Here is a 7,385-nt window from a genome sequence, read left to right as displayed (position 1 = left end):
CGGGTTCGGTCTTCCCAGACTTTCGTACGCCTCGCGGCGCCCGAAACCCTTCAGGGAAGCCGAATGTCTGCTTCAGAACTGGCCTGATCATAAACTGCCACCATGGGAGCACGTATAGTCCTTGAATTTTCCATGAGGATTTTTCAGATTCTGACACGTGAGGATGAGGCCGTATAACTATTTCGGGTAATCTTCCGTCAAATGCAGAATCGACTGGCTGCGAAAAAAGTCAGGAGAACTAATTATCAAACGGAGAAAGTGCTTCAATAATTCGGCATTCTGAAATATTACCTCCCCCGCATGATTCTATCATCGTAGAAAGTTCATGGCGCAATGCGATGAGATCCGCAATTTTGCGCTCAATTTCTGCCATATGGTCACGAGCAATTCTATCAACTGTCTTACAATCCTGGGTTCCCTGATCCGTTAGGGATAATAGAGCTCTTACCTGGTCTAATGAAAAACCCAGATCCCGAGATCGACGAATAAAAGACAGTCTCGCGAGTGCCTCATCATCATAAGTGCGATAATTGCCATCGGTCCGCTGTGGCGGAGCCAGAAGACCGATCCGTTCGTAATAGCGGATCGTCTCGACTTTGGTATTCGTCGCCTTCCCCAAGGCACCAATCGATCGCATTCCCTGCCTCTTGACCCTGTAGTTGCTACAGGGAGCATACATTAAAACAGATGATTCGTCAGGGAGGCGCTGGATGGCAGGAGGATGCTGTGGTGGATGCACAGATACGCCGCTACCAATCAATAAATCATGGCGGAGAGCGCTCCTGATCGCGCTTTTTCTCAATGCCAGCATGTTTGCCGTTGAAGCTGGGGCTGGCGTGTCGGTTGGATCTGCATCCGTACAGGCGGACGCGATTGATTTCCTTGGCGACAGCGCCAACTACGCAATAAGCCTCAGTGTTGCCGGAATGGCATTGCGATGGCGAGCTGGCGCGGCCTTTCTGAAAGGCCTGACCCTGTTCATGGCTGGGCTATGGGTAATGGCCAATGCTGGGTGGATAGTAATGAACAGCAACCATCCGCCTCACCCAGACGCAATGGGCGGCATTGGTCTGCTTGCCCTCGCGGTCAATCTGGCCTGTGCCCTCATATTATGGACACACCGGAAAGGTGATGCCAACCGCCGTTCTGTATGGATCTGCTCTCGTAATGATGCGATCGGAAATGTTGCCGTTGTGCTGGCAGCTCTGGGCGTGTTTGGCACTCGTTCTGCGTGGCCGGATATTGCGGTAGCTGCCATCCTTGCGATGCTTGGTATTAGTGGAGGTGTGCAGATTATGCGACAATCGAGAGTAGAACTAACAGATAACAAATCAGATATATCACGACATATCAATGTATAAATCATATAATACTCTAGAATATATTAAGCAGGTAAGGAGACGCACACGCTATAATGCGGCATTCATTCTCCTGATTTTTCCCCTGCTCTGTGGCTGTACAAATAGTGATCACTCAAATATTTCGCCGGAATCAGATGTCCAGAAATTTTCCAGCCGTCAATTTACGGATGCCGGATTGCAAGAATTCATTACAAAAGTTCTCGGACCAAACGTATCGAGTCAGGAAAACGCATGGGGCATCACTCGCCTGACGCTTGCTACCTTGTATTTTCATCCCGATATCCTTGTAGCTAAAGCTGAACTGGAAACGGCTCGCGCTGGAATCAAGACAGCCGGTCAACTGCCCAATCCCAGTTTCACGGTGCTGGGTGGCCCATCGGCTCATTACGTCGGCTACGGCGCGTCAATACTGATCGAATTTTTCGGCAGGCGTTATCACCGTATCAAAGAAGCCAGATATCGGGCTGCCGTCGCGCAATGGGAAGTCATCAATACTGCATGGAAACTACGCAGCGACACGCGGTCTGCTCTTCTCGGCGTCTGGGCTGTATCCGGGCGCCTCAAGCTTGTGGAAGAGACTGCGGCAGCTAAACGCGAACTCTTTACCCTGGAACAGGCACGTTTTGATCAGGGGCGAGCATCCGCTCTCGAAATATCGCAGGTACGGACGGAAATGATCCATGCCGAGTTGTCTGTCAGTGATCTGCGGCGCGAGTATGCCGTCCGTAAGGCAGCTCTGGCAGGAGCAATCGGGGTTCCTGCCGAAGCACTTGATTCCATTGCTCTTGATACAAAAGCATTTGATGTCTGTCCCGACCTCATGGAATACCGCGATTCACAGGACATGAGATACCAAGCCGTAATGCAACGCGCGGATCTGCGGGAACTTCTTGCGTCTTATGACGCCGCCCGACAGGCTCTACGGGTCGAAGTTTCCCGACGCTATCCCGATGTCACCATCAGTCCCTCCTATAACTGGGATTTTTCAAATCGCTTTGAGGTAAATCCCTCTCTGCAAATTCCGATTTTCAATCAGAACGAAGGCCCCATAGCTGAAGCTGTTGGGCAGGAGCATGAGGCGGCGGCTCGTCTCCGGCGTGCAGAGAACACGGTGTTTAAGTCCATCTCGCAGGCTACGGCCAATTACCGCGGCACGACATCAATTCTGCTACAGGCGGATGAACTTGCCAAAACCGTACGGGTAAGGCTGAACCAGATGCAGCACCGCCTTCAGTCAGGCGCAATCGACCGACCAACGATGGTTATGACTCATATAGAGCAGATTCAAGCAGAGACCGCTCTTCTTGAAGCAGAAATTCAGCAACGGCAAGCCATAGGTCAGATCGAAGATGGCATGCAGCAGCCCATTTTTGATCACACCAGTGCCGCGCAGGTTTCCGGCCTGCTTGAAAATAACCAAAGGAACTCACCATGAAAGCGAGGGCCTTCTGGCTGCCTCTTGTAGGTCTTTCTGTCTTCCTAGTTCTAAACGTGGCGGACATTGCTATTGCAGATGATGATGATCCACCAGTTTCGGTTCTTGGCGCAGAGGCGACCGTGACGGTCTCCCCGGAAGCAGTTACGAAGAGTGGCATCGCTTCTGCACGACCCAGCATCGTGCCTTGGAGAAAGTTGGTTCCCGCCTATGGTTACGTTCTGAACGCAACACAACTTATCACTCTTGTTAGTGATTATGCTGACATGAAAGCGCGGCTGGAGAGCATGCAGGCACAGCAGACGCTTGCCCGTGCGAAACTCGATCGTGACAAAGGACTGTATCGCGACCGGCAGAATATCTCTCAGGAACAATTCCAGGAGACAACAGCCAGATTTCAGTCCAACTCAGCTATGGTAAAAGCAGAACAGGTCCGGGTGAATAACGCACTTAATATTATCAGACAGCAATTTGGTTCGGTCATATCTGACGCTACCGAAAAAAATACAATTTTCATTACACAGTTACTTCAACAACAAGTGGTCTTGGTCAAGGTGACCCTTCCACCAGATACGGATCTACCAACCCCACCAAGTCAGGCGGATGTGACCGATTATGGAAACACGGGTGGACACGGGACAATGCTCCACTATTTGTCTCCTGTAACCATGACCGATCCTGCTATTCAGGGGCGTAGCTTTTTCTATTTTGCGTCGGCTGAAAGTCAGCTTGTCGCGGGCATGAATGTTTCCGTTCTCCTGCCTACCGAAGAGGAACGTCCCGGTATCCGGATACCTGCATCAGCTATTATCTGGCTGCAAGGTAAGTCGTGGATATACCGTGATAACGGACACGGAAAATTTACACGCCTACCCATTACGACCGACGTGCCGGACCGAGAAGGTGGCTACCTGATCCAAGATACTCCAGGACAAATCACACACGAAACGCAAATCGTCGTAGGGGGTACGCAATTACTTCTGTCTGAAGAATTCCGAGCTCAGCTTGAATCAGGAGGCGATGACGACTGATGACGGGACGTTCTTTCAGCCTTCAGGCAGCTATTATCGGGTTTTCGATCCGCTTCCGGGGCGTGGTTATCGCAACCGCATGTCTGTTGTTCTTCTATGGCCTGTATGGCTTGAGACATGCCAGCTATGATGTGTTTCCGGAATTCATTCCGCCACGGGTCACGATCCAGACCGAAGCCGCTGGTTTTACGCCGGAACAGGTCGAAACATTGGTTAGTCGCCCAATGGAAATTGCCCTGAGCGGCCTCCCGGGTATTCAGCGCGTGCAATCGACTTCGATTCAGGGACTGTCAGTCGTCAACGTCCTGTTTGCGACATCGACCGATATTTATCGCGCCCGGCAACTGGTCGGGGAACAAATGAATGTTGTTGCACAGCAATTGCCAGCCGGTGTTCATGCTCCGACTATGACGCCACTGACCTCATCCGCCGGTCTGGTACTGGTGATTGGTCTGACGTCGGAACAACAGTCCCTCATGCAGTTGCGCACGCTTACTGACTGGTCATTAAGGCCGCGTCTGCTGGCGTTGCCTGGTGTGGCTGGAGTCAGCGTGTTTGGCGGGGAGCGTCGGTCACTCCAGATACAGGTACATCCAGACCAACTCATCTTGCATCATATCGGACTCGATGACGTCCTTGCGGCTGCCCAGGAAGCGACTGGCATACAGGGGGCCGGCTTTATTGATACCCCGAACCAAAGAGTCGTTCTTCAGTCTGACGGTCAGGCCCTGACGCCAGAAAGTCTGGCCCGCACTGTGATTGTCCGCTCTGATAATGGTGCTGTCACACTGGGCAGTATTGCCACTGTAACTGAAGCCCCTATTCCCGCCTTCGGCGCGGCCAGTATCGAGGGAAAGACAGGCATTGTGGTTAATATATGGGAACAGTACGGTGCCAATACGATGGCTGTGACCCGGGAAATCGAGGCGGCACTTACCGATTTCCGCCCGCAATTGCAGGGACAGGGGATTACATTGCATGCTGACCTGTTCCGACCCGCCAATTTCATTACGACCGCATTGGGGAATGCCACACAAGCATTGCTTCTGGGCGGTTTTCTGGTGGTTGTCGTAATCTTTCTTTTCCTTTTTGACCTGCGAACCGCTGCAATCTGTTGCGCCACCATACCTTTGGCTATTCTGATAGCCCTGTCGTTGCTGGAGACACTCGGGGTTACTTTGAATGCCATGACCCTGGGGGGGCTTGCTATCGCCATCGGCGAGGTCGTGGATGACGCCGTGATCGGGGTCGAAAATGTTACACGCCGATTGCGTGAAAACCGGCTTCTGGTCCAGCCCGCATCTACAGCGCGCGTCGTACTCGATGCATGCGTTGAAGTCCGCAGTGCAGTGGTTTACGCGACCTTTGCTGTCATTATCGTTTTCTTGCCTGTCATCGCCCTTCCCGGACTTTCGGGACGACTGTTTGCTCCACTGGCAACAGCTTATGTTCTTGCGGTCATGGCTTCTCTTGCCGCTGCTGTAACCGTTGTACCTGCACTCTGCGCATGGCTCTTGGCGACGCCTGGAGAAACCCGGAGAGAGCCCCCCCTGGCAGGATGGACCGCCAGAGCTTATGAACGTCTTCTGGCCAGATTAATGCGCCATCCCCGATTTGTTATAGGCGGGATGATCCTGACCACCTTGATAGGGTTTGCGGCCCTTCCATTCCTTGAAAGCGATTTCATTCCTGATTTCAAGGAAGGTCACCTTATCATTCATATGACGGCTGCTCCGGGGACTTCCCTGGAACAGTCTCTGAAATTAGGTAGACAGGTTACAGAAAAACTTCGTCAGCTTCCCGAAATCCGTTCGGTTGCTCAGAGAGTCGGACGCGCCTCGCTGGATGAGGACACGTCTGGACCACATACCAGCGAGTTTGAGGTTGATTTGAATCAGGTGGATGGGAAGGCTTCCCGACAGATTGATGCCCGCGTTCGCAAAGCGCTTGACGGGTTCGTTGGGGCCAGTTTTTCTGTCAGTAGTTTTTTGACGATGCGCGTAAACGAAACCCTTTCTGGTTCGTCTTCGGCTGTGGCAATCAATATTATTGGCGATGATCTGGATGTATTGGATATCCAGGCAAATAATATTGTCCGCATGTTGCATCAGATACATGGCGCAACAGATGTCCGGATAGAAGCACCCCCTGGTGTTCCGGAACTTGCTATTCGGCTACGCCCTGCTGATCTGGAGCGCTGGGGGCTTCGGTCGGCGGATGTACTCCGATCCATCCATACAGCCTGGCAGGGTGAAACCGTGGGGCAGATATACGAGCGTTCTGCGGCTTTTAATGTTATGGTTCGTCTTGATGACGCAAGTCGTAATGATGTTGCGTCTGTCGGCTTCCTGCCACTGCATACTGTTCACGGAAACTACGTACCACTCCGCGCTGTCGCAGACATATATGAGACGAACGGTCGCTATCAGGTGTCACATCTGGGAGCACAGAGAACACAGACTGTCACCGCAAATGTTACAGGACGATCAGCTCAATCTTTCGTTCAGGACGCACGCACGACTATAGCAAAAAATATCAAACTGCCTCTTGGAACCTACGTTCAGTTTACATCCGCAGCGGAAGCTGAATCACAATCACGCAAGGAACTGTTTATAAATTCCGGGCTCGCTGCCATAGCGGTCATGATTCTGCTCTCAATAATCACACAAGGATGGCGCAATCTCGCTCTGATACTCGTCAATCTTCCCTTCGCATTTGTCGGCGGCATTCTGGCAATCATTGTTTCCGGCACAACGCTAACTCTTGGGGCAACAGTCGGCTTCGTTACTCTATTCGGGATTACGCTTCGGAATTCGGTGATGATGATTTCGCATTTTGAGACTTTGGTCGAGCGGGAACATCTCACATGGGGAGTAACAACAGCGCTCCGGGGGGCCAGAGACCGCGTCGTCCCCGTACTCATGACATCGCTCGTTACGGCGCTTGGACTGGCGCCTCTGGCTGTTGATATGAATGCGCCTGGGCGGGAAATCGAAGGACCTATGGCAGCTGTCATTCTTGGAGGGCTCATGACATCAATGATACTTAACCTGTTTGTTTTGCCTATTCTTGCTGTCAAATTTGGTAGTTTTTCTGAAAACGAAACGGGAGTTCCGGAAACCTTGTTCAAGTGACAGGTATGGGCCACTGCTGCACAGAACTACTTGAAGATTATGTCCGATATGCCAATAGAACCCAGAATGAAAACTGCTTCCGTATCACGCTCGGCCACCATTCGGTCTGGCTCGACCTTCTGGTTGGGTTCGGAATTGCCTTCATGAATCTTGACGCTGTCCAGAAAATCTGGATTGCCGCCCGCACCGAACATCATCGTGTCAAGGCCGAAAACCGAAAGCATCGTTGCCCGATCCAAATGATTTATACTCCCTGCCCAGTGGCTTCGGGCGTGTCTTGCTACGGCCAACCTAAGCGCCTGTATTCTTGCTGGTTATTTCCCATAACGATCACCCCACTCTCGGCTCCAAGTGATAGCGGGGGACTGCGCGGACTATGTCCGTTATGCGAAAGGCGAGCCAACCCACTTTTATGTCCGACATG

6 protein-coding genes are annotated in these 7,385 nt (G+C 52.0%); 4 read left to right on the top strand and 2 right to left on the bottom strand.

Features of this window, described 5'->3' with window-relative positions; genetic code table 11:
* Nucleotides 1–238: 238 nt before the first annotated feature.
* Complete coding sequence (locus ABF979_RS15530) at nucleotides 239–637, bottom strand: MerR family transcriptional regulator (RefSeq protein WP_003618791.1); 399 nt, start codon at nucleotides 635–637, stop codon at nucleotides 239–241.
* A 73-nt stretch (nucleotides 638–710) separates the two neighbouring features.
* On the opposite strand from ABF979_RS15530, the gene ABF979_RS15525 reads away from it, so the two are divergent.
* From ABF979_RS15525 to ABF979_RS15510, 4 genes are read left to right on the top strand one after another with little or no spacing between them, the layout of a single operon-like run.
* Complete coding sequence (locus ABF979_RS15525) at nucleotides 711–1,361, top strand: cation transporter (RefSeq protein ID WP_010516881.1); 651 nt, start codon at nucleotides 711–713, stop codon at nucleotides 1,359–1,361.
* Complete coding sequence (locus ABF979_RS15520; RefSeq protein WP_012813328.1) at nucleotides 1,354–2,796, top strand: TolC family protein; 1,443 nt, start codon at nucleotides 1,354–1,356, stop codon at nucleotides 2,794–2,796. Before ABF979_RS15525 ends, ABF979_RS15520 begins: the two co-directional genes overlap by 8 nt.
* Nucleotides 2,793–3,827, top strand: coding sequence for an efflux RND transporter periplasmic adaptor subunit (locus ABF979_RS15515; RefSeq protein WP_415499487.1), 1,035 nt, complete (start codon nucleotides 2,793–2,795; stop codon nucleotides 3,825–3,827). The genes ABF979_RS15520 and ABF979_RS15515 overlap by 4 nt, the downstream gene beginning before the upstream one ends.
* A complete protein-coding gene (locus ABF979_RS15510) occupies nucleotides 3,827–6,961 on the top strand; it encodes an efflux RND transporter permease subunit (protein ID WP_415560632.1) in 3,135 nt (1,044 codons plus the stop codon). The genes ABF979_RS15515 and ABF979_RS15510 overlap by 1 nt, the downstream gene beginning before the upstream one ends.
* Nucleotides 6,962–6,987: 26 nt before the next feature.
* On the opposite strand, the gene ABF979_RS15505 is transcribed toward ABF979_RS15510, so the two are convergent.
* Complete coding sequence (locus ABF979_RS15505; RefSeq protein WP_010516885.1) at nucleotides 6,988–7,185, bottom strand: hypothetical protein; 198 nt, start codon at nucleotides 7,183–7,185, stop codon at nucleotides 6,988–6,990.
* Nucleotides 7,186–7,385: the final 200 nt, after the last annotated feature.

The organism is Gluconobacter sp., from assembly GCF_047723935.1.
GTDB lineage: Bacteria > Pseudomonadota > Alphaproteobacteria > Acetobacterales > Acetobacteraceae > Gluconobacter.
This window is presented reverse-complemented; position numbering and strand designations above follow the sequence as displayed.